The sequence below is a fragment of the Sphingobium anseongense genome (assembly GCF_037725245.1).
Lineage (GTDB): Bacteria > Pseudomonadota > Alphaproteobacteria > Sphingomonadales > Sphingomonadaceae > Sphingobium.
Window position 1 is genome coordinate 25,189 of the sequence record NZ_JBBJUL010000011.1, and the last position, 21,474, is coordinate 46,662.

Below are 21,474 nucleotides of genomic sequence, written 5' to 3' on the forward strand. Positions count from 1 at the left end.
CAGCCCGGCGCGATGTTCGGCCTGCGTCGTCGCGTCGCTCAGATCAGGCCGCCGCCGATGAACAGGCGCAGCGCGCCCAGCCCGGCGACGATCAGGCAGAAATTGCGGCCGCCATTTTTCGATGACGCCATGCCGATCAGCGCACCGACCAGCGCCAGCGGCACCAATATCCAGTTAAGCGCCCCCAGGAAGGGAATGACGGCGGGGATCATCAGGACCAGCGTGACGACGCCGACGAGAATGGAGAGAAGGTTGAGCATGACAATGACATGGGGCTTGCGCCGCGCCTGGGCAAGGGGATAAGACATGCGCCAGCGCAACGACCGGCCCGTGGCCATGGTTAGCGAAATATTTCGCGCGTTTACCCAAATCCCTAACGAAAAATTAACTGTTCGCGCCGAAGGCTTCGGCCCTGAATATATTTTGGCCTGACTTATTTGGGAGTGCCGCGATGCGTCGAGCGAATCACATGCTATGGGCGGCGCTTTTGGCCTTGCCACTGGCGGCGTGCGGCAAGGACGACGACAAGCAGAGCCTGGCCGCGCTCGACGCGCAGTTGACCAACAATGCCGTCGATCCCGCGCTGCGAAGCGCGCTTGCCGACCAGATCGTGGTCGATCCCGACCTGACGAGCCAATCCAATCGCCATGCGGTACGCGCCACCGACAAGCCCGCCAATGCAGCGCTGCCGGTGCTGGGCGGCGACGCGCGGCAGGCGCAGGATGCGGCGCTCAAGCTGGTAGGGGGCAAGCTGTTGACCGCGCCCGCGCCGGCACAGGGCAAGCCGACCGGGCCGGCCGAAACGCTGGGCGCGAAGGCGCGCGAGCAGCAGATGGGCAAGGGCAGCGCCGATTGCGTCAAGCGCATGGCCTATGACATGCAATGGGGCACGCGACTGCCCGAGGCTTTTGGCATCTATCCGGGCGCTCAGCTGATGGAAGCGGCGGGCGCGCAGGGCGCCGGCTGCACGCTGCGCGCGGCGAGCTTCGTCACGCCGGTGCCACGTCAGGGGGTGATCGATTTTTATTATACGCAGGCGCGCCGCGCCGGCTATTCGGCCGAACATCGCATCGTCGATGGCGACAATATATTGGGCGGAACCCGCAGCCATGACGACGGCGCGTTCCTGGTGACGATCGCCGATGCGCCGGGCGGCAAGACCGCTGTCGACATCATCGCCAACAACGGCAGATAGGCCCGCGCACGCGCGCCATTTCCTTTGGCCGCGATTCCCGGTAGGGGGCGGCATGATCCATACAGTATTAGTCATGGTGGGCGGCGCGGTGGGCGCTGCGCTGCGCTATCAGGTCGGGCGGCTCGGCAGCGCGCTGCTGGCCCCCGGATTTCCATGGGCGACGCTTGCGGTCAATGTGATCGGCGGCTTTGCCATGGGGCTGCTGGCGGGCGGGCTGGCACGAATGAGCATGGGCGAACCATGGCGGTTGCTGCTGGGTGTGGGCGTGCTGGGCGGGTTCACCACCTTCTCGGCGTTCAGCCTGGAGACGATGCTGATGCTGCAACGCGGGCAGATGGGCCTTGCGTTCATCTATGTGCTCGCGTCGGTGATAGGGTCGGTCGCCGCGCTGTTCGTCGGCCTGTCGATCCTGCGGAGCGTCGCGTGAAGCCGCGTGGGCCGGGCGGGCCACCCAGGGGGAAAGCGCCGGGCGGCAAGGCTGCGGGAGGCAAGAGTGGGGGAAGCAAGATTGGAGGAAGCCGAGGCAGCGGCCCGCGCGCGCCCGATGGCAAGTCTCCGCGCAAGGCTGCGCCCGATGGCAGGATTGGGGGACGGTCGGACAAGCGCACCGCCGCGCCGGGTCGGGTGCGGGGCGCGGTGAAGGCGGCGCAGGCGCGCCAGTCGGCGGCCAGACCGGTCGCGGCCAAGGCTGCCGCGGTCGCGCCCAAGCCGGCGGCGGCGTCCAAGGCCGAACAGGGCGTGACGCTCGACGTCCGGCAATATCGGGTGAAGGCCGACGATGACGGCATCCGGCTCGATCGCTGGTTCCAGCGGCACCTGCCCGATGTCGGTTTCAACATCGTGTCGCGCTGGTCGCGCACCGGGCAGCTGCGCGTCGATGGCGCACGCGCGGCACCGGGGGATCGCGTGACCGAGGGCCAGACGATCCGCGTGCCCCCCGCCGAAGCGAAGGCGGAGCGGCCCGAGCGTGTGAAGCGCGCCCGCGTCATCGACCTGACGCCGGACGAGATCGCCTATGTCCAGGCGATGGTGATCCATCGTGACGCGCAGGCGATCGTCATCAACAAGCCGCCGGGCCTTGCGACGCAGGGGGGCACCAAGACCGACGAGCATGTCGACCGGCTGCTAGACGGATTGCTGTTCGAATCCGACCAGCGGCCCAAGCTGGTGCATCGGCTGGACAAGGACACGTCGGGCGCGCTGCTGTTGGGCCGGACCGCGCGATCGGCCGGATTCTTTGCCAAGGCCTTTTCCAGCCGGACCGCGCGCAAGGTCTATTGGGCGCTGGTGATGGGCGTGCCGAGCATCAGCGACGGTATGATCGAGCTGCCGCTGGCCAAGCAGCCGGGCACGGGCGGCGAAAAGATGCATGTCGACGAGAAGGACGGGCTGCCCGCGCGTACCCGCTATCGCGTGATCGAGCGCGCGGGCAATCGCGCCGCATGGGTCGAGTTGCAGCCTTATACCGGCCGCACCCATCAGTTGCGCGTGCATCTGGCGGCGATCGGCCATCCGATCGTGGGGGACGGCAAATATGGCGGCAAGGAATCCTTTCTGTCGGGCACGATCAGCCGCAAGATGCACCTGCACGCGCGGCGCATCCGGGTCGATCATCCCGATGGCGGACGGGTCGACGTGATGGCGGAACTGCCATCGCATTTCGCGGCGAGCCTGTCGGATCTGGGATTCGACATGGCGCTGGGCGACATGTTGCTGGACGATGAGATCGACCGGACGCCAACGCGCGAGGACGAGAAGAAGTTCGCCAAGCAACATGCCAAGCAGGTCCGCAAGGAGCGGCGCGGCGAGCGGCGAGGACGGGGCGCGCGCGAGGCATGAGCAAGCCGCTGGTGGTGTTCGATTGCGATGGGACGCTGGTCGACAGCCAGCACAGCATCTGCGCCGCGATGGTCCGCGCTTTCGAGGGCGAAAATCTGGTCGCGCCGGAGCGTTCGGCGATCCTGGCGGTGGTCGGCCTGTCCTTGCCCTATGCCGTTGCCCGGCTGCTGCCCGAGGCTGAACCCGATTTCCATCTCCATCTGAGCGAAAGCTACAAGCGCGCCTTTCAGGCGCTGCGCCGCGAAAATTCGGTGTCCGAGCCGCTCTACCCGGGCATGGCGGACCTCGTCGTGGCGCTGGACGAGGCCGGCTGGCTGCTGGGCGTGGCGACGGGCAAGTCCGACCGGGGCCTGGCGCTGTGCCTGGCCGCGCATGGTATCGACCGGCATTTCGTGACGCTCCAGACCGCCGATCGCCACCCGTCCAAGCCGCATCCCGCAATGCTGATGCAGGCGATGGCGGACGCGGGCGCGACACCGACGACGACGGTGATGATCGGCGATACCCATTTCGATATCGACATGGGTATCGCGGCCGGCGTCCGCACCATCGGTGTCACCTGGGGCTATCACAGCCCGGAAGAATTGCGTGAGGCCGGCGCGCACGCGATCGCGACCGACAGCGCCGAATTGCACCGGCTTATCGGCGCGCCATGATCCGGCCCGATCCGCATGTTCCCGACCCGGACAAGGTCGCGCGCCAGCGGTTTTTCGCTATCGGCGTGCTGCGATTGTCGGGCGCTTTTGTCGTGATGTTCGGCTTTCTGGCCCTGATGCAGCGATTGTCGTGGGTGCAATGCGACAAGGCCAAGGCGTTCGGCGCGATCATGGTGGTGGTCGGCCTGGTCCAGTTCGTCGTCGTGCCCCGCATGCTGCTGCGAATGTTCCGGGGGTCAAGGCCGTGAAGCGTTTCTACACCGACGTTTCGGTGACGCAGGGCGCAGACGGGTGGAGCGTCGCGCTGGACGGGCGTCCGGTGCGGACGCCCGCGCGTGCGTTGCTGGCGCTGCCCAATGAAGCGCTGGGACAAGCGGTGGCGGATGAATGGCGCGCGCAGGGTGACGAGATATTGCTTGAATCGATGCCCATGACCGGCCTTTCGAACGCGGCGATCGACCAGATCGCGCCGCGCCGGGCGAGCTTTGCGCAAGGCGTCGCCGCCTATGGCGAAAGCGACCTGCTCTGCTATCGCGCCGATGCGCCGCAAACGCTGGTCGATCGGCAGGCGGCGGCGTGGGACCCGCTGCTCGATTGGGCGCGGGGTCGTTATGATGTGACGCTGCGCGTAACCCAGGGCATCATCCATGTCGCACAGCCACCCGAAACGCTGGTGCGGCTGGGCGCGGCGGTGGCGGCGCTCGACCCCTTCACGCTGGCGGGGCTGTCGACGCTGGTGTCGCTCACCGGATCGCTGGTCTGCGGCCTGGCGCTGGTCGAAGGCGCGCAGGACCCTGACATCATATGGGCGGCGTCCGAACTGGACGAAATGTGGCAGGTCGAACGGTGGGGCGAGGATGCCGAGGCGGCGGCGCGGCGGGCGCGGCGGCATCAGGAATTCGCCATGAGCTGGGCCTTTTGCGCGATGGCGCGAGAATGAAGGGGCGGGAACTTCCGGCACGGTTGGGTAGTATTTAATCGGCAGACGGGCGTCGCGTCCGTTCGCTTCGCCCATAATAGAGAATGCTGCAAGGAGACCCTGACGTTGCCCAAAGCCGCTTATGCCGCTTTCGCCCTGCCGTTGCTGATTGCTTCACCCGCGTTCGCGCAGCCCGCCGCCACCCCGGCGCAGGGCGCCACCGATGCCGCCGCATCGGCCCCTGCGGAGGCCGCGCAGCCAGCCGCATCCGCCGCGACCGCCATGACCCCCGAACAGATCATGGCTTTCAATCAGGCGGTCACCGATTTCACCGCCGGCCAGACCGCGCAGCAGGGGGGCGACAACGCGACGGCGTCGGCCAAATATGCCGCCGCGCTTCCCGCCATCCGCAAGGCCGTTGAAGCGCAGCCCGACAATATCGACAATGTGACCTTCCTCGCCAACGCGCTCTACGCCAATGCCGCCGCGCAGGGCGCGCTGGGCAAGATGGATCAGGTGATCGCGATGTTCGCCGAAGCCGCGCCGCATTTCCGCAAGGTCGTTGCCGCAAAGCCCACCGACGTGGTGAGCCGGAACATTTTCGTTGGCGTGCTGACCCAGTTGGGCAACAGCAAGCTGAGCATGAAGGACAAGGCGGGTGCGGACCCGCTTTATGCCGAGGCGGTGATGCTGGCGCGCAAGTCGGTGGCCGAAAAGCCCGGTGATGCAGCGGCGAAGAACCTGCTCCTGTCCGCGCTGATCGGGCAGAGCCAGACCAGCGCCGACACGAAGCTGCGTGACGAAGCGCTGAGCATAGGCAAGGCGATGCTGGCCAATGGCACGATTGACGCGATCAACAAGCCGTCGATCGAGATCATGACCGGGGCCAAGGCAGCGGGGTAGGCGCGGACCGCATTTGACGATGTGCGACGGAGAGACGCCGTGCCACTGATGGCATGGCGGCGCTCCAGCGCTTCGTCGTCGCTTCCCTTCATGGAAGGCGATCGGCCTGGATCAGTTCAGGCCGAAACCTTGTCCGCGTAGAGCAGGCGACCGGGGCCAAGCAGGCCGAGCAGTTGGGGCAGCATGTGGCGGGCCACGGCAAAACAGCCTTCCGAGCGTCCGACCTTTCCCCATGTGGCGATATGGTTTTCGCTGACATAGTCCGCGCCATGGATGACGATGGCGCGGCTTTCGGCATTGTTGTTCAGCGGATCGAGGCCAAGGAGGCGCATCGCGGCCCCATGCTGGCCGTCGTAGATTTCCCCAGTCTTATACGCGCCCGCGGAACTGGCCAGCGAATTGGGTTCGTTCGAAAAGCGCTGGAGCCACCCCGAATGGTCGGGGTCCGACCCCCGGCCATGTGCGACGAGGTAGGAACTGGTCTGGCCGCCGATCAGATCGACGATATGAAAGCGCAGATCCCTGGACGCGATGCTGAAGTCTGCGAGCGCGACACGATCGCGCAGCTGGAAATTATTCTGATGCTGGTCGAGCGCGGCGCGGGCGCGGTCGAGCAGGGCGATATAGGGCTTGGCCGCCAGCGCGGCCGGGCCGGGCGCGGCGGGAAGGAACGGCGTGGCGGCGCGGCCAAGGCTGGTGGGGAAGCACGCCATGCCGAGCCCGGTGAGGGCGAGCCTGGTAAAATGTCTGCGATCCATAAGCCCCAATATAGCGATTCGGGCGCCCCTCTCCAAGCCCGCCGCTATTCGCCCGATCCGACCTGGCCGCTCGGCTCATCGGTCGGCACTTCGTCGGCGGAGGGAAGGCGGGCGGTGAGGCCAGTGGCGTCTGCGTCGTCGATCGTCTGCTGATCTTCGCTGACTTGCGGTGGCGGCGCTGGAATGGCGACATTTTCAGCCGGCGGTGGCGGCGGGGTTGCCTCATTGATCGGTTCCAGGTCGGCGGGCGGTTCGACCAGATTGTTGGTCATGGGCGCTTCTTCCTCCTCCTTCTTGCCGCAGGCAGAAAGAGCGAGCGCACCGGCGAGGGCGAACAGGGCGATGTGGCGCATGGGATCAATCCTTGGAGGCTATGGTGGTGACAGCGGCGGCGCGCTGGCTCGACGCTTCGATCTTGTCGGCCAGCAACCGGTCCCAGCCATAGGGATCGGCGCGGAAGTTCATGGCGCCGTTGCTGCTGGCAAAGGCGGTCCAGTACAGCAGATAGACCGCGACTTCCTTGGGCAGCGACACGCGCTGGGTCTTGCCCTGGTCGATCAGCGCCTGGATCTGGCCTTCGAGCTTCGCGTCGCCGCGCACCATCAGTTCGGCGAGCGGCACCGGCTTTTCAAGGCGGACGCAGCCATGGCTGGCAAGTCGGTCATAGCTTGAAAATTTGCCGCGCGAGGGCGTGTCGTGGAGATAGACCGCAAAGGGATTGGCGAAGTCGAACTTGAGCCGGCCGAGCGCGCTGTTGGGACCGGCGGGCTGGACGATGCGCTCGCCGCCCTCCGGTGTCTTGACGATCTTGTAGCCCTGACGCGCGAGCGCGGCGCGGCCCTTGGGCCATAATTCGCGCTTGGCGATCGACGTGGGCACGTTCCAGGGCGGATTGACGACGATCGAATGGATGCTCGACACCAGCATCGGCGTCGCATTGTCGGGGCTGCCGGTGACGGCGCGCATCGAACTGATCGGCTGGTCGCCTTCGAAGATGGTGAGCACGGCGGCGGCGATGTTGACCTGCACCCGGTTGACCGGCAACTCGCGCGGCAGCCAGCGCCAGCGTTCCATATTGGCCATGATCGCGGCGATCCGGTCTTCGACCGGCACGTTCAGCGCGGCGAGCGTGCGCGCGTCGGCCATCCCGGTGGGGTTGAGGCCATAGCGCCGCTGGGCGCGTTGAAGCGCGGCGGTGAGCGGCTCGCCGGCGGTGACGCTCCTGTCCTCGATGGCAAGGCGCTTGCGGACCGTGGCGGCGTCGGCCTTGGGCGCGAGTTGGCTCCAGCCGCCTGCATCGCGAATCTGTTCATAGGTGGCAAGGCCCCTGCGCAGCCCCTCATAGCCCGCATAGGGCGGGGTCAGCGAGGCGATCCACTGGGGCAGGCGGTCGGCGCTGATCGCGGCGGCAAGGCCCGGACGCGGATCGAAGGGGGCGGGGCGGAGCGCCCAGACGGTGAGGAAATCCGCGGTATCGACCCGGCCGCGCGACAGGGCGCGGGCGCGATCGAGTACCGCGCCGACCAGCGCGTCGCCCGACAGCGTCCGGCCGGAACGGTTGCGCGACACCAGACCCTGCTCGGCACCCTGTTTGAGCCAGTCGCTCAAAAACGCCGCCTGTGCCGGGGACAGTGGCGGGATCGGCACCGGTGGCGGCGTGACGATGGCGGGCGGGGCGAGCGGCGGGGCCGGTTCCGCCAGGCCATAGGGCAGAGTCGGCGCGACCGGCGGCGGTGGCGTCTGGGCAAGCGCGGTGGCGGGCAACAGCCCGGTCATGAGCAGCAAGGCGGAACGACGGATCATTGTATTATAGGACATGGTTGGAGCAGATAGCGCAAAGTCGCGCCGGTTCAAATCGGGATAGTGCTGCACGTGTCGATGCTTCATGTCGTTCATCATCCGGGCTACGTCTCGCCTGCCGCAGCGGGCAGCCGCTTCACCTTCGACAAATATGGGCTGGTGATGACGGCGCTGCACGATAGCGGCGTCACCTTCACCCAGCATGAACCAGAGCCGATGCCGCGCCTGTGGATCGAGGCGGTGCATGATCGCGCCTATGTCGAGGAAGTGATGACGCTGAACGTGCCGCGCGAGAAGGAACGGCGAATCGGCTTTCCCGTCACCGACCGGGTGATGCGCCGGTCGCTATTGTCGCCCGGCGGCACATGGCTGGCGGCGAAGCTGGCGCTCGCGCATGGCTATGCCGCCAACAGCGCGGGCGGCAGCCATCATGCAAGGGCGGAGACGGGGGCGGGCTATTGCGTGTTCAACGACCTGGCCGTCGCCGCGCATCGGCTGATCGCGCAAGGGGATGTGCGGCGGATCATGATCCTGGACCTGGATGTGCATCAGGGGGACGGCACGGCGTTGCTGATGGCGGGGCGGGAGGATGTGTTCACGCTGTCGGTTCATGCCGAGAGGAATTTTCCCGCCCGCAAGGCGATGTCGTCGCTCGACGTTCCACTGGCGGACGGGATCGGCGATGCGGCCTATCTGGCGCTGCTGGACGCGGTGGTGCCGGGCGCTATCGACGGGTTTGCGCCCGATCTCATACTCTATCAGGCCGGGGTCGATCCGCATCGGGACGACCGGCTGGGGCGCCTGGCGCTGAGCGACGACGGGCTCGTCGCGCGCGACCGCTTCGTGATGCGCGCGGCGGCAAGGCGGGGCATCCCGCTCGCCAGCACGCTGGGCGGGGGCTATGGCGAAGATCGCATGGCCATAGCGCGGCGGCATGTCGCGTCGATGATCGCGCTGGCGGGCGCGGCGGGGTGAACCTTCAGTGCAGCGTGTCGGCGGCGGGGGCGGCCGCGGGCGCCTCGTGCGCCAACAGCTTGGCAGCGACGAGTCCGGCAGCGGCAAGCCCCAGGAAATCGCTGACGCTCAAATAGAGGATATAGCCCCAGGGCGCGTGATTGAAGACCGCCTGGCCGATGTGCAGCCACAGGACGGCGGCAAGCGACATCAGCAGCGTCAGCCGGGCGCGGCCGGCGAAATCGGCGGCGACGGCGCGCAGCGCGAACGCGATCACCATGCCGACCACGAGCGCGAGGATCAGTCCGCCGATCAGCGCGCTGCTATCCATCACCGGAAAGCCGTTGCTGTTGTAGAAAATCTGCGCGACCGGGCCGCGACCGTAGAGGATGGTGCCTTCGGCAGTGGCCGGATCGGGTACCACATAGACGCCGGTGCCGGTGGCATTGAGCGCCTGCGCCATTGCCGCCTGAAGATTGGCGCTGGCCTGTCCATCGACCCGGCTGAGCGCAAGCGCGCTGAGCGGCGTGCCCCAGAAGATGAAGCCGACGACATACAGGGCGAAACCGCCCAGCAGGCCTCCAACGATCGTGCGCACCATGTTCCAGTCTCCCTGTTCGACCGCTCGCGATTTGCGCACGTTCCAATTCAGCAGACGATCTGCTGCTTTGGCAGCGCGTTTGAGGCTGAACCCGGAACGCGCGATGGTCAAACTCTATCCGTCGTGGCGGATCAATCGTCCGGGTGGTGACGGTTGAGCTTGCGGATGAAGCCGATGAGGCCGGTCTGGCGGCTGCGCTTCATCCGTTCGGCGTGCAGGATTGTCCGCACCTTGGCATAGCAGGCGTCGGCATCGTCGTTGCACAGCACATAGTCATAGCCGTCCCAGTGCGCGATTTCTCCCGCCGCGCGCGCCATTCGGCCGGTGATGATCTCTTCGCTGTCGGTCGCCCGGCCGCGCAGCCGGCGCTCCAGTTCTTCCATCGAAGGGGGCAGGATGAAGACGCGCACGACATCGCCGCCGGCGATCTGGTGAAGCTGTTGCGCGCCCTGCCAATCAATATCGAACAGCACGTCGCGGCCGGATTTGAGAATAGCTTCGACCGGCGCGCGCGGCGTGCCGTAGCGCTGGCCGAAGACATGCGCCCATTCCAGAAATTCCTGGTCGGCGACCATCCGGCGAAAACCTTCGAGATCGACGAAATGATAGTCCTTGCCATCGACTTCGCCGGGCCGCATCGGCCGTGTCGTCGCCGAAACGGACATGGCGAGGTCGGCCTCGGACGCGAGCAGCTTGCGCGCGATGGTGGACTTCCCCGCGCCTGATGGCGAAGACAGCACGAAGAGCAATCCCCGGCGCTTGAAACCATGGGGATCGGCGTGGGTGTCGGTCTGGATGCTCGCGGCCATGGCTGCTAGTGGCGTTTGGAGCGGCGTTTTGCAAGAGGCCGTGCGGGGGTGATGGCGATGGACGAGCGCGAGAACCGATGGGGATGGGTCGCGGCCGGGCTGATCGCGCTGGGCGCATGCCTGGCGCTGTTGGCGATGGGACGGCCGCCGATCTGCACATGCGGCACGGTGGAGTTTTGGCACGGCGCGATCGACAGCGGCAACAGCCAGCATGTCGCCGACTGGTATAGCCCAAGCCATGTCATCCACGGCTTTTTGTTCTACGGCGCAGCCTGGCTGCTATTGCGGGAGCGGCCGATGGGCGTGCGGCTGGCGGTGGCCGTTGCGGTCGAGGCGGCTTGGGAGCTGCTGGAAAATTCGCCTGTCATCATCGACCGCTACCGCACCGCGACGATCGCGCTTGGCTATAGCGGCGATTCGATCCTCAATTCGATGAGCGACATCGGCATGATGGCGCTGGGTTTCCTGTTCGCAGGGCGGGCGTCCTGGCGGGTGACGCTCGCGATCGGGCTGGGCTTTGAAATGCTGACCCTGTGGGTGATCCGCGACAATCTGACGCTCAATGTGCTGATGCTGACCTTTCCAATCGAGGCGGTGAAGACCTGGCAAAGCGGGCTTTAGCCGTCGGTTGCCGATTTTTTGCGCGCGCTTTCGATCGGCACCGGCTCGTCGCTGCGGTCGGTCAGCAGTTTCTGGTTGCGCTTGCGGTCGATCTCGCGCTTCGCTTCGTAGAATTTGCCCGCCATATAGGCCCCGGTGACGAGCAGGGCGCCAACCGGATGACGCATGATCAGCCGCTTTGCGCCGATGCCGGCAACGATGCCCAGCACGCCTTTCTTTCCTGTGTCCGCCGCGACGCGCGCGGCGACGATGGTGGCGCCGAGGCGTGCGACCTTGCGCAGGGGGCTGGGCTTACGCGGCGACCTGACGGTCACGAGCGGGGCGGGAGGGGTTTTCTTGCTCATGACTGGACAATGTATCGTGGCCGTGCGGGTTCCGCCATGGCGATGTCGATCAGACCATATTTTCAGGGCGGACCAGCCGGTCGAAGGTCGCATCGTCGACAAGACCAAGCTCCAGCCCCGCCTGGCGCAGCGTCAGCCCCGCGCCATGGGCATGTTTGGCGATCTTTGCCGCATTGTCATAACCGATTTCGGGCGCGAGCGCGGTGACCAGCATCAGCGAACGATCGACCAGTTCGGCAATGCGCGGCTCGTTCGCCTCCAGCCCCTCGACACAGCGTTCCGCGAAACTGTCCATCCCCACGGCCAGCAGATGGATCGAGCGCAGTACCGCCGCGCCGATCATCGGCTTGAAGACATTGAGTTCCAGATGGCCCTGCATGCCCCCGACGGTCACCGCCTGATGATTGCCGATGACCTGGGCCGCGACCATGGTCAGCATTTCGCACTGGGTCGGGTTGACCTTGCCCGGCATGATCGAACTGCCCGGTTCATTGGCGGGCAGGTCGAGTTCGCCAAGGCCCGAGCGCGGGCCGGAGCCAAGCAGGCGGATGTCGTTGGCGATCTTGGTGAGCGCGACGGCGAGCGTCGCGAGCGTCGAGGAGAGGTGGACCAGCGGATCGTTTGAGGCCAGCGCCTCGAACTTGTTGTCGGCGGTGCGGAACGGCAGGCCGGTGATCGCGGCGATCTCCGCCGCGACCGCGACGTCGAAGCCGGGCGGCGTGTTGAGGCCCGTGCCGACCGCCGTGCCCCCCTGCGCCAGCGCCATCGTGCCGTGCATCACCGCAGGTTCGATTCGCTTTTTCGCGCGGTAGATCTGGTGCGCGTAGCCGGAAAATTCCTGACCCAGCGTCAGCGGGGTCGCGTCCTGCAAATGGGTGCGGCCGATCTTGACGATATCGTCCCACGCCTTCGCCTTGGCATCGAGCGCCGCATGGAGCCGGTCGAGCGCGGGAAACAGCGCGTTGGTAACCGCCAGAGCCGCCGCGATATGGAGCGCGGTGGGGAAGCTGTCGTTGGACGATTGGCCGAAGTTCACACCGTCATTGGGATGCACCGGATGCTTGCCGCCGCGGGTGCCGGTGAGCGCTTCATTGGCGATGCCGGCGATCACTTCATTGACGTTCATATTGGTCTGGGTGCCGCTGCCCGTCTGCCAGATGACGAGCGGGAACTGGTCGTCATGGCGGCCCGCTGCCACGGCGACGGCGGCGGCTTCGATCGCGTCGGCTTGGGCTGCGTCCAGACCGTGATGCCGGTTCACCCGCGCGGCCGCCTGCTTCACGATGGCGAGCGCATGGACGATGCCGATCGGCATGCGTTCCGTGTCGCCGAAAGGGAAGTTCTCGATGCTCCGCTGCGTCTGCGCCCCCCAATAGGCGTCTACTGGCACTTCTATGGCGCCGATACTGTCGGTTTCGGTGCGGGTTGCGGGCATTTGAGGGCGCTCCGGGGGTGAAAAGTGGGTCGCAATGTCTGATGATGAATGTGGGGCGGAGACGCGGCAATCCAAGGGCCTTGAATGGAGGACGTCGGCAGGTGCGGACCGGGGGGATGCAGCGCGGCCCCTCACGAATACGCCTTTTCGCCTAAGGAGAAGTAGCGACGGGGGACAATGTAGGACAGGGGATTTGGTATGGCTGGAGTACGCCATTGTCAGCCGGCGCGAGCGACCGACGACATGCTGGGCAAAGGCATCCGCTCAGTGGCTATTCCCCTTCATCTCGACGAAACGGCACGGAACATTGTGAGCAAACCCCAGGCGATGGAACGGCCAAGCATGTCAGATGGCCGTGCGGAGATAGCTCCCTCCACCATCGACCGCCAGAGCGAACCCCGTCGTGTAGGATGAATCATCCGACAACAGCCAGCGGACCGCGCCAGCGATTTCAACCGGCTCAGCGATACGCCGCATCGCCTGACCACCTTCGCAAATTGCGCGAGACTCCTCGTTGGCCTCCATAACCGCCTGGAGCATCGGCGTCATGGTGGGGCCGGGCAGTACGCCGTTCACCCGCAGGCCCGAAGTGGCATAGTCGGCGGCCGCACCGCGCACCAATCCCATGACGCCGGCTTTGCTGCCGCAATATTCGGCTGCCAACTGGAAGCCATGCGTCGCGGCGGTCGAAGCGATGACGACGATCGATCCGCCACCGTGGGGTAGCATGGCCGCGATCTGGCTTTTCATACACAGGAATACGCCGCGATAATTTACGGCGAGCGACCGGTCGATATCGTCGAGGGTCAGATCTAGAAACGGCTTTCCGGACGCGCCAAATCCCGCCGCATTGACCGCGCCATGCAGCCGGCCAAAGCTCTGCTGGGCGTGAGCGACCATATTGTCGACTTCGCGCGGGTCGGTGACGTCCACCCGGACAAAAGTTGCCTTCCCCCCGGCTGATCGAATGCCCTCCACGACCGTCTCGCCGGCCTCAGCACTGCGATCGGCAACCGTGACGGCAACCCCGGAGGCCGCGAGCAGTTCGGCAGTCGCCTGGCCTATGCCGCTGGCCGCGCCGGTCACCAAAATCGACCGGCCGTGCATATTTTCCATGATCCTCTCCAAAGAAACTGTAATTTTTGAAGATTTTATGGACGAGGCGCGAATTTCCGCAAGGCAATATCTTTCATGCCACAGAATTTGTCGGGAAGGTATTAATCATGAATTCTTCACATGCTATGGGGTAGCGGCACCGATCAGGATTTGTGCGGCCTTATGCAAGTCGCTCGGCGCCAATGACGAACCGGCGACGTGTTAGTGTCGGAGGATATTTGAGACAGGATCGCGCAGATGCGGCTTGTCTGCCGCAGGCGCCTACTTCTTCTTGCCGAAGTCCACCGTCACCACGTTGGAGCCATCGTCGGCCTTCGCTGACGGCGCGTCGTTTTCGGCTTCATCGTGCGGTTCGAGCGCCACTGCTTCGTCGCCCTGGACCTGGAATTGCAGCGCGAAGTTGACGGCGGGGTCGACGAACGCGGTGATCGCGGCGAAGGGGATGTTGAGATGGGCGGCGACCTGGTTGAAGGTCAGGCTGACCTCGAAAGCGTCGGGGCGGACCTTCAAATCCCAATATTTATTCTGGAGGACGATGGTCATTTCGTCGGGGAAGCGCTCGATCAGACGCTTGGGAATGTCGACGCCGGGCGCCTGGGTCTTGAAGGTGATGTAGAAATGATGGCTGCCGGGCAGGCCGCCAGTCGCCTCGACTTCACCAAGCACGCGGCCGACGACGGCGCGCAGCGCTTCCTGCACGATTTCGTCATAGGGAATCAGGCTGTCGGGCAGGTCATCGCTCATGGGGCAATGTCCTAACGACGCGAAACGCCCGGTCAAGTGCGGCTGCACAGATTGCATGGCGCGCGCGAAGCGCTATAGGGCGGCCATGCGCAAGGCCGAGATTCACCGCAGCACGGCGGAAACCGCCATCGACGTCACCGTCAACCTGGACGGAACCGGCACCTATGCCGTGTCCACCGGGATCGGCTTTCTCGACCATATGATCGAGCAATTGTCGCGGCATTCGCTGGTCGACATGACGGTAAAGACGGTGGGCGACCTGCATGTCGACCAGCACCACACCACCGAGGATACCGCGATCGCGATCGGCGAGGCGGTGGCCAAGGCGCTGGGCGACAAGCGCGGCATCACGCGCTACGGCACCGCCTATGCGCCGATGGACGAGACGCTGACGCGCGTGTCGCTCGACATTTCCGGGCGGCCCTGGCTGGTGTTCAAGGCGCCATTCACCGTGCCGCGGCTGGGCGAATGGGATACCGAACTGATCGAGCATTGGTTCCACAGCTTCGCCCAGAGCGCCGGCATCACGCTGCATGTCGAAAATCTCTATGGCAGCAACAATCATCATGTGGTCGAAAGCTGCTTCAAGGGGCTGGCCCGCGCGCTGCGGCAGGCGGTCGAGATCGATCCGCGCAAGGCGGACGCGATTCCTTCGACCAAGGGGATATTGTGACGGCTGTCGCGCTCATCGACTATGGCGCGGGCAATCTCCATTCGGTGCATAATGCCCTGCGCAAGGCAGGTGCGGGCGACGTAACCATCACCGCCGATCCGCAAGTGGTGGCGCGGGCCGATCGGATCGTCCTGCCGGGCGTGGGGGCATTCCGGGCGTGCCGCGACGCGCTGGTGGCGATCCCCGGCATGGTCGAGGCGATGGGCGAAGCAGTGGCCAGGCGGGGCGTGCCGTTCCTGGGCGTGTGCGTGGGCATGCAGTTGCTGGCCGATGCGGGTGAGGAATTCGGCCGGCATGAGGGGCTGGGCTGGATCGGCGGCACCGTGCGCCTGATCGAACCGGCCGACGCTGCTGTCAAAGTGCCGCACATGGGCTGGAACGACGTGCGACTTAATGGCGCGCCGCCCTTGCTGGAAGCGGGCGAGGCCTATTTCCTGCACAGCTATCATTTCGACGTCGCCGACCCGGCCCATGTGGCCGCCGTCACCGATCATGGCGGGCCGCTGGTCGCGGCGGTGGCGCGCGATACGATCATCGGTTGTCAGTTTCATCCTGAAAAGAGCCAGCGTTACGGCCTTTCCTTCCTGTCGCGTTTTCTGGAGTGGCGGCCATGAGCCTCATCGTTTTTCCCGCCATCGACCTTAAGGGCGGGCAGGTGGTTCGCCTGGCCGAGGGCGATATGGACCGCGCCACCGTCTATGGCGACGATCCCGCCGCGCAGGCGATGCTGTTCGCGCAGGCGGGCGCGCAGCATCTGCATGTGGTGGACCTGGACGGCAGCTTTGCCGGACGCGCGGTGAATGCGCAGGCGGTGGAGAAGATCGTCGCGGCCTTTCCCGGTCATGTCCAGCTTGGGGGAGGCATCCGCAATCGCGAAGCCGTCGAACGCTGGTTCGACCTGGGCGTGTCGCGCATCGTCATCGGCACGGCGGCGCTGAAAGACCCGGCCTTCGTCAAGGCGGCGGCGCGCGATTTTCCCGGCGGTATCGTGGTCGCGGTCGATGCGCGCGACGGCTTCGTCGCGACCGACGGCTGGGCGGAAACGTCGGACATGGCCGTGATCGACCTCGCCCGCCGGTTCGAGGATGCCGGCGTCGCCGCGCTGCTGTTTACCGATGTGGGCCGTGACGGATTGCTCAAGGGGTGCAATGTGGATGCCACGGTCGATCTTGCCCGCGCCACCGCCATCCCCGTGATCGCGAGCGGTGGCGTGGCGGGGATCGCCGATATTCGTATTTTGAGCCTGCATACCGAGGACGGGATCGAAGGCGTGATCACCGGACGGGCGCTGTATGACGGCCGCCTGGACCTCAAGACCGCGCTGGCGGTGGCGCAGGCGGCGGTGTGACCGTCCGCACCCGCGTCATTCCGTGCCTGGACGTCGCCAATGGGCGCGTGGTGAAGGGCGTGAATTTCGTCGACCTGAAGGATGCGGGCGATCCGGTCGAGCAGGCCAGGCTGTACGACGCGGCGGGCGCGGACGAGCTGTGCTTCCTCGACATCACGGCGACGCACGAGGCGCGGGGCACGATTTTGGACGTGGTGCGCCGCACCGCCGAAGTGTGCTTCATGCCGGTGACCGTCGGTGGCGGCGTGCGCAGCCCCGAGGATGCGCGAGCGCTGTTGCTGGCGGGCGCCGACAAGGTGGCGGTCAACAGCGCGGCGGTGATGCGGCCCGAACTGGTCGCCGACATCGCCGATCGGTTCGGCAGCCAGTGCATCGTCGGATCGGTCGATGCGCGGCGGGTTGGCGAAGGACGGTGGGAAATCTTCACCCATGGCGGCCGGAAGCCGACCGGAATCGATGCGCTGGCGCACGCGGTACGGCTGGCGGAGCTGGGGGCGGGCGAGTTGCTGGTCACGTCGATGGACGGCGACGGCACGAAGCAGGGCTATGACCTGGCGCTGACCCGCGCCATCGCCGACGCCGTGTCGGTGCCGGTGATCGCGAGCGGCGGGGTCGGCACGCTCGACCATCTGGTCGAGGGCGTGACGCTGGGGCACGCCAGCGCGGTGCTGGCCGCGTCGATATTCCATTTCGGCCAGCACACGATCGCGCAGGCGCATGAGGCGCTGGCGCGCGCCGGGGTTGCGGTGCGCGCGCCGCTCGGGCGCTTTTAAAGTTGACGGACGGCGCGCCAGCCGCTTGATGGCGGTCATGCGCGCAACCCTCCATCAGCTCGAACAAACGATCCTGTCCCGCCGGACCGCCGATCCCGCCAGTTCCTATGTCGCGGCGCTGGCCGCCAAGGGGCGCGGCAAGATGGCGCAGAAGCTGGGTGAGGAAGCGGTCGAAACGGTGATCGCCGCGCTGTCGGGCGATGCGAAGGACGTCACCGGGGAAGCGGCCGACCTGCTGTTCCACCTGGTCGCGCTGCTGGCCGATGTCGGCGTGTCGGTGGACGCGGTGTTCGACGAGCTGGAGCGGCGCGAAGGCGTGTCGGGCCTGGCCGAAAAGGCGGCGCGGCCCAAAGGCTGACGACTATCGCGCCAATTTGATGCCCAGCCAGAGCGTGCGCGGCGTGCCGAGGTCCAGCGATCCGCCGGCGTTACGGGTGACGACGCGCGCATCGGACAGGTTCTCGCCCCGCGCCACCAGCGTCAGGCCATGGCCGAGCGGCAGGCGCGCGACGGCATCGACCGTCAGCGCGTCGGGCAGGACGTCGCTTTGGAGGTCGTCCTCATATTGTTTCGACACATAGCGCAGCGTCGCCGACAGCCCCGCGCCGCTTGGCCCTTCCCAGCCGAGCGTACCGCTGGCGGCGTGGCGCGGGCTTTGCGACGGGGCGAGGCCGTCGAAAGGCTCGCCGGGCGCGCGAACCTTGCTGTCGCTATAGGCATAGGAGGCCGACAGGGTGAGTGCGGCGATCCGCGCGCTGGCGGTGAGCTCGATGCCTTGGGCGACGACCGCCCGCACATTGCGACGCTCGCGGATGGTCGGCGACAGGGTGACGTTGGCGACGGCGTCGTCCAGCCGGTTGTAGAAGGCGGTCGCCCCGAACGCCAGGCCATCTGTGGTCAGGTCGAACCCGGCTTCTATCCCCTTGAGCTTTTCAGGCGACAGCATGGCATTGGCGCGGGTCGTGATCGGAAAGACCACGAACGGGCGATAGAGTTCGTTGAGCGTGGGCAGGCGGAAGCCGGTATAGCCAGCGGCGCGCAGGGCGATGGCATCGGTCAGGCGGAGCAGCGCCCCGGCGCGGCCGGACAATTCCCAGTCCGACCGGTCGGCGAAGCGCGAATCTTCCGTTATGGCGCCGGTCGCGGCGCTGACCGCGCGGTAAAAGCCGTTGGCGATGGTCCAGCGGTCGGCGCGCAGGCCACCCGTCAGCACGAGCGGCCCCAGCGTCCAGTCATCCTCTGCGAACAGGCCGATCGTCGCCTGGTCGCCGCCGGCATGGCGCAGGCTGGTGCGCGGATTAGCCGGATCGCCCGCATTATAGGCGTCCTCATACATGTCGCCGCTGGCCAGGCGCAGGTCCGCGCCGAGACGCAGCAGATGGCGGCCCCCGACCGGCGGACGCAGTTCAAATTTGCCGCCGATGCCGGTCGAGGGCGTGTTGCGCTGGTCCAGAGACTTGCGGAAGGTGGAGGATGAGATGACGATGTTGGAGAAATTGCGCGCCTGGAGATAGGCGAGCGCGTCCACCTGCCACGCGCCGCGCGAAATGAGGCGGATGCTGACATCCTGTCCCTGGCTGGCGCTGTCCGCGCCGGCAAAGCGCAGGGTGCGATAGTCGCGGAAGACGAGGCCGCGAAATTGCAGCTCGGTCTGCGCGCCCATCGGCGCGACGCCGCGCAGGGCGACCGACCAGCCATCATAGGCGGCAGGCACGGTCGCCGCGACGCGCTGGTCGCGGGGCGTGGTGTGGAATCCCTCGCCCCGGTCCCAGCGGCCAGACAGCGAGACATGGCCGCCGCCGATATCGGGCGACACGCTGGCCGACAATTCGCCGGCGTTGCGGCTGCCGACAAAGGCCGATGCATCGAACAGGGGCAGCGCATCGCGGGTGGCGCTCGCCAGTTCGATCGTACCGGCAACCGCGCCCGCGCCGAACGCGCCGCCCCCGCCACCGCGGGTCACGCGGATCGACGACAGCCGTTCGGGCACCAGCGCGCTGAAGGGGATATAGCCGAAAAACGGATCGGCCATGGGGATGCCGTCGAGCAGGACCAGCGTGCGGCTGGACGCATTGCCGCCCAGCGCGCGCAAGGTCGCGCCCTGCGCGGAAGGGTTGGCGGATCGGCTGTCCGACCGGCGGAACTGCTGAAAGCCCGCTACGTCGGCAAGCACGGTTTCGATCCGGCCCGATGCGCTGTTTGTCAACCGCCCGCGATCAATCAGGACCGTGCCATACGCACGGGCGCCCAAGGGCTGGGGCAAGGCTTCGCCGGTGACGATGATCTGGGCCGCATCGCCGGCCGCCGGGGCCTGTGCGATCGCGGGCGCCGCGCAGACAAGCGCGATTCCGCCGAAAAATGCCCCCGTTACCGTGCGCCCCATCGGCGCGTTATAGCGTTCGAACGGTACAGCGGAAGGCAAAATCGCCGCCGAACGCCATGTCCCCGGTCAATGGACGGCAGACATGTCGACGGGCGCCCTGGTCCTGGGAATGAACCACACGACTATCGCGGCCAGGGCCACGACGAAGGCGATCAGCAGGAAGACATGGTTGAGCGCCATCGTCACCGCTTCCTGATTGGCGATGCCGGCAATCATCTGACGGGACTGTTCGGGTCCGAACCCGGCATCGGCAAGCTGCCGCTGAACCTCCTGCGGCGCCAGCCGGTCAGCGATCTCCGTCTGCGCCACGCGCTGCGCATTGCCCCACAGCGTCAGGACCACCGACGTCGCGACCGCCAGCGCAACGGTGCGCAGAAAATTCTGAAGCCCGGCGACCGAGGCGGTTTCCGATGCGGGAACCGAACCGAGCATCAGGGTGGTGAGCGGGATCATGAAGAAGGGGACTGAAAAGCCCTGCGCCAGCTGGGGCAGAACGAAGGTCCAGAAGTCGCCGCCCGTGACCCAGCGGGCCCGGACAAGCGCGGTCACGCCCAGCCACAGGATGCCGCAGAAAATAAGGATGCGTTCGTCGAAATGCTTCATCAGCCGCAGCACGATCATCGCCGTGGCAACCGATCCGATCGAGGAACTGGCGGTGACGATGCCGGCCTGGGTCGCGGTATAGCCGAGCGACGACTGGAGCCATTGGGGGACGATGACGACGGTTGCGAAGAAGGCGCCGAAGGCAAGGGTGAAAATCAGCATGCCCGAACTCAAGGCCCAGTGGCGAAACACCCTGATATCCACGATCGGATGGTCTTCGGTCAGTTCCCAGATGATGAAGGCGATGAAACCGACGCCCGCGCAGATCGCGAGCAGAACGATTTTCGGGTCGGCGAACCAGTCATGGTCGCGCCCGGTATCCAGCATGATCTGGAGCGAGCCGATCCAGAAGACGAGCAGCACAAGGCCGACACGGTCGATTGGCAGGCGCACGGTCGGCGTTTCGGCACGGCGCAACAGCGTGAGGGCGGCGAAGATGCAGGCGATGGCGACCGGAAGGTTGATGAAGAAAATCCAGTGCCAGCTCCAACCGTCGCTGATGCCGCCGCCGATGATGGGACCGAGCGCCGGGCCAAGCATCGTGGTCGTCATCCACAGGCCCATCACGCCGGCGCGCTGTTCGGGCGGAAATATCCTGTACAACAGGGTTTGCGACAGCGGCATGATGGGGCCACCGCACAGCCCCTGACCGATCCGGCAGACGACCAGCATGGTAAGGGTGGTCGACAAACCGCACAGGAGGGAAAAGGCGCCAAAGCCGATCATGCCGGCGGCGAACATCCGCACCGTGCCGAACCGTTGCGCCAGCCAGCCGGTCAGCGGCACGCTCATCGCTTCGGCGACGGCATAGCCGGTGATGATCCAGGTGCCCTGTTCGAGCGTGATGCCCATGTCGCCGGCAATATGCGGCACCGATACATTGGCGATCGTCAGGTCGAGGATGACCATGAAATTGGCGAGCGCCAGGACCACCGCGGCGAGCATCCGGTGGGAAGGGGCGATCACCGGACTATCGGCCTGCTGGCCGGACATGGGTGAG

At 66.2% G+C, this 21,474-nt stretch carries 27 protein-coding genes; 15 read left to right on the forward strand and 12 right to left on the reverse strand.

Annotated elements, in window-relative coordinates; translation table 11 throughout:
- Positions 1-38 precede the first annotated feature (38 nt).
- On the reverse strand, positions 39-260 hold the full coding sequence (locus WG908_RS13950) for a hypothetical protein (RefSeq protein WP_340187280.1): 222 nt from the start codon (positions 258-260) through the stop codon (positions 39-41).
- Between the two features lie 46 nt (positions 261-306).
- Here WG908_RS13950 and WG908_RS13955 point away from each other — a divergent pair, with 46 nt between their 5' ends.
- The 8 genes from WG908_RS13955 to WG908_RS13990 all read left to right on the forward strand — a co-directional run bounded on the left by WG908_RS13955 (position 307) and on the right by WG908_RS13990 (position 5,512).
- Positions 307-432, forward strand: a complete 126-nt coding sequence (locus tag WG908_RS13955) for a hypothetical protein (RefSeq protein WP_340187204.1) — start codon at positions 307-309, stop codon at positions 430-432.
- Positions 433-451: 19 nt separating this feature from the next.
- Positions 452-1,195, forward strand: a complete 744-nt coding sequence (locus WG908_RS13960) for a hypothetical protein (RefSeq protein WP_340187205.1) — start codon at positions 452-454, stop codon at positions 1,193-1,195.
- Between the two features lie 52 nt (positions 1,196-1,247).
- On the forward strand, positions 1,248-1,622 hold the full coding sequence (gene crcB / locus WG908_RS13965; protein ID WP_340187206.1) for a fluoride efflux transporter CrcB: 375 nt from the start codon (positions 1,248-1,250) through the stop codon (positions 1,620-1,622).
- Between the two features lie 155 nt (positions 1,623-1,777).
- Positions 1,778-3,034, forward strand: a complete 1,257-nt coding sequence (locus WG908_RS13970; protein WP_340187281.1) for an RluA family pseudouridine synthase — start codon at positions 1,778-1,780, stop codon at positions 3,032-3,034.
- A complete protein-coding gene (locus WG908_RS13975) occupies positions 3,031-3,690 on the forward strand; it encodes an HAD-IA family hydrolase (RefSeq protein WP_340187207.1) in 660 nt (219 codons plus the stop codon). Before WG908_RS13970 ends, WG908_RS13975 begins: the two co-directional genes overlap by 4 nt.
- Complete coding sequence (locus WG908_RS13980) at positions 3,687-3,938, forward strand: hypothetical protein (RefSeq protein ID WP_445326727.1); 252 nt, start codon at positions 3,687-3,689, stop codon at positions 3,936-3,938. Before WG908_RS13975 ends, WG908_RS13980 begins: the two co-directional genes overlap by 4 nt.
- Entirely contained in the window at positions 3,935-4,630 is a 696-nt protein-coding gene (locus WG908_RS13985) for an ATP12 family chaperone protein (RefSeq protein WP_340187208.1), read from the forward strand. Before WG908_RS13980 ends, WG908_RS13985 begins: the two co-directional genes overlap by 4 nt.
- A 105-nt stretch (positions 4,631-4,735) precedes the next feature.
- Entirely contained in the window at positions 4,736-5,512 is a 777-nt protein-coding gene (locus WG908_RS13990) for a hypothetical protein (protein WP_340187209.1), read from the forward strand.
- 116 nt (positions 5,513-5,628) lie between these two features.
- On the opposite strand, the gene WG908_RS13995 is transcribed toward WG908_RS13990, so the two are convergent.
- Genes WG908_RS13995 through WG908_RS14005 form a run of 3 tightly spaced genes read right to left on the reverse strand, consistent with a single transcriptional unit; the run spans position 5,629 to position 8,088 of the window.
- Entirely contained in the window at positions 5,629-6,270 is a 642-nt protein-coding gene (locus tag WG908_RS13995) for a murein L,D-transpeptidase catalytic domain family protein (protein WP_340187210.1), read from the reverse strand.
- Positions 6,271-6,314: 44 nt separating this feature from the next.
- Positions 6,315-6,623 (reverse strand): hypothetical protein, encoded by a 309-nt coding sequence (locus tag WG908_RS14000; protein ID WP_340187211.1) that lies wholly within the window; start codon positions 6,621-6,623, stop codon positions 6,315-6,317.
- Between the two features lie 4 nt (positions 6,624-6,627).
- Complete coding sequence (locus tag WG908_RS14005) at positions 6,628-8,088, reverse strand: L,D-transpeptidase family protein (protein ID WP_340187212.1); 1,461 nt, start codon at positions 8,086-8,088, stop codon at positions 6,628-6,630.
- Positions 8,089-8,148: 60 nt separating this feature from the next.
- Here WG908_RS14005 and WG908_RS14010 point away from each other — a divergent pair, with 60 nt between their 5' ends.
- The gene (locus tag WG908_RS14010) at positions 8,149-9,045 is read left to right on the forward strand and encodes a histone deacetylase family protein (protein ID WP_340187283.1); all 897 of its coding nucleotides are present in this window, start codon (positions 8,149-8,151) and stop codon (positions 9,043-9,045) included.
- Positions 9,046-9,049: 4 nt separating this feature from the next.
- Here WG908_RS14010 and WG908_RS14015 read toward each other — a convergent pair whose 3' ends face one another.
- Entirely contained in the window at positions 9,050-9,625 is a 576-nt protein-coding gene (locus tag WG908_RS14015) for a hypothetical protein (RefSeq protein WP_340187213.1), read from the reverse strand.
- A 131-nt stretch (positions 9,626-9,756) separates the two neighbouring features.
- Entirely contained in the window at positions 9,757-10,434 is a 678-nt protein-coding gene (gene gmk, locus WG908_RS14020) for a guanylate kinase (RefSeq protein ID WP_340187214.1), read from the reverse strand.
- A gap of 57 nt (positions 10,435-10,491) precedes the next feature.
- Between gmk and WG908_RS14025 the strand changes: the two genes are divergently transcribed.
- On the forward strand, positions 10,492-11,055 hold the full coding sequence (locus WG908_RS14025) for a DUF2585 domain-containing protein (RefSeq protein ID WP_340187215.1): 564 nt from the start codon (positions 10,492-10,494) through the stop codon (positions 11,053-11,055).
- Here the strand turns inward: WG908_RS14025 and WG908_RS14030 are convergent.
- From WG908_RS14030 to WG908_RS14045, 4 genes are all read right to left on the reverse strand, one after another.
- The gene (locus WG908_RS14030) at positions 11,052-11,399 is read right to left on the reverse strand and encodes a hypothetical protein (RefSeq protein WP_340187216.1); all 348 of its coding nucleotides are present in this window, start codon (positions 11,397-11,399) and stop codon (positions 11,052-11,054) included. The two genes, WG908_RS14025 and WG908_RS14030, sit on opposite strands and share 4 nt — an antisense overlap.
- Positions 11,400-11,448: 49 nt before the next feature.
- The gene (fumC, locus tag WG908_RS14035) at positions 11,449-12,834 is read right to left on the reverse strand and encodes a class II fumarate hydratase (protein WP_340187217.1); all 1,386 of its coding nucleotides are present in this window, start codon (positions 12,832-12,834) and stop codon (positions 11,449-11,451) included.
- Positions 12,835-13,179: 345 nt separating this feature from the next.
- A complete protein-coding gene (locus tag WG908_RS14040; RefSeq protein WP_340187218.1) occupies positions 13,180-13,950 on the reverse strand; it encodes an SDR family NAD(P)-dependent oxidoreductase in 771 nt (256 codons plus the stop codon).
- A 261-nt stretch (positions 13,951-14,211) separates the two neighbouring features.
- Entirely contained in the window at positions 14,212-14,694 is a 483-nt protein-coding gene (locus WG908_RS14045) for an SspB family protein (RefSeq protein ID WP_340187219.1), read from the reverse strand.
- Between the two features lie 85 nt (positions 14,695-14,779).
- On the opposite strand from WG908_RS14045, the gene hisB reads away from it, so the two are divergent.
- Genes hisB through WG908_RS14070 form a run of 5 tightly spaced genes read left to right on the forward strand, consistent with a single transcriptional unit; the run spans position 14,780 to position 17,846 of the window.
- Positions 14,780-15,367 carry an imidazoleglycerol-phosphate dehydratase HisB gene (gene hisB / locus WG908_RS14050; RefSeq protein WP_340187220.1) on the forward strand — a complete coding sequence of 196 codons (588 nt, stop codon included), beginning with the start codon at positions 14,780-14,782 and terminating at the stop codon, positions 15,365-15,367.
- Positions 15,364-15,981 (forward strand): imidazole glycerol phosphate synthase subunit HisH, encoded by a 618-nt coding sequence (gene hisH / locus WG908_RS14055; protein ID WP_340187221.1) that lies wholly within the window; start codon positions 15,364-15,366, stop codon positions 15,979-15,981. Before hisB ends, hisH begins: the two co-directional genes overlap by 4 nt.
- On the forward strand, positions 15,978-16,715 hold the full coding sequence (gene hisA, locus WG908_RS14060) for a 1-(5-phosphoribosyl)-5-[(5-phosphoribosylamino)methylideneamino]imidazole-4-carboxamide isomerase (RefSeq protein WP_340187222.1): 738 nt from the start codon (positions 15,978-15,980) through the stop codon (positions 16,713-16,715). Before hisH ends, hisA begins: the two co-directional genes overlap by 4 nt.
- Positions 16,712-17,488, forward strand: coding sequence for an imidazole glycerol phosphate synthase subunit HisF (hisF, locus tag WG908_RS14065; protein ID WP_340187223.1), 777 nt, complete (start codon positions 16,712-16,714; stop codon positions 17,486-17,488). Before hisA ends, hisF begins: the two co-directional genes overlap by 4 nt.
- Positions 17,489-17,525: 37 nt before the next feature.
- A complete protein-coding gene (locus tag WG908_RS14070; protein ID WP_340187224.1) occupies positions 17,526-17,846 on the forward strand; it encodes a phosphoribosyl-ATP diphosphatase in 321 nt (106 codons plus the stop codon).
- Positions 17,847-17,849: 3 nt separating this feature from the next.
- Here WG908_RS14070 and WG908_RS14075 read toward each other — a convergent pair whose 3' ends face one another.
- On the reverse strand, positions 17,850-19,871 hold the full coding sequence (locus WG908_RS14075) for a TonB-dependent receptor plug domain-containing protein (RefSeq protein WP_340187284.1): 2,022 nt from the start codon (positions 19,869-19,871) through the stop codon (positions 17,850-17,852).
- Positions 19,872-19,937: 66 nt separating this feature from the next.
- A complete protein-coding gene (locus tag WG908_RS14080) occupies positions 19,938-21,467 on the reverse strand; it encodes a DHA2 family efflux MFS transporter permease subunit (RefSeq protein WP_340187225.1) in 1,530 nt (509 codons plus the stop codon).
- Positions 21,468-21,474: the final 7 nt, after the last annotated feature.